1 protein-coding gene is annotated in these 288 nt (G+C 38.5%); it reads left to right on the forward strand.

What is annotated here, in order from left to right; genetic code table 11:
- The coding region (locus ACNKXV_RS14485) for a uracil phosphoribosyltransferase (RefSeq protein ID WP_417908408.1) at positions 1 to 288 on the forward strand (288 nt) is incomplete at both ends.

Below are 288 nucleotides of genomic sequence, written 5' to 3' on the forward strand. Positions count from 1 at the left end.
TTGGGGCTTACAGAGAAGAAAAAGGAGACGAAATTTCAATTAATCTTGGTTATCATGCCAGTCCTGACCTCACAGGCAAGGAAATAATTATTGCGGATCCCATGTTAGCTACAGGTAAATCAATTATCAAGTCTATCAATACTCTTTTAAATCACGGCCTACCCAAATTCATCCATATCGCTTCTGCGTTTGGTGCGCCAGAGGGTGTTGAATACATAACAAATACTTTAAAAACACCACATAAGATCTGGTTAGGAGCCCTTGATGAAAGACTAAATTCTCAATCAT

The sequence above is a fragment of the Christiangramia aquimixticola genome (assembly GCF_048285835.1).
Lineage (GTDB): Bacteria > Bacteroidota > Bacteroidia > Flavobacteriales > Flavobacteriaceae > Christiangramia > Christiangramia aquimixticola.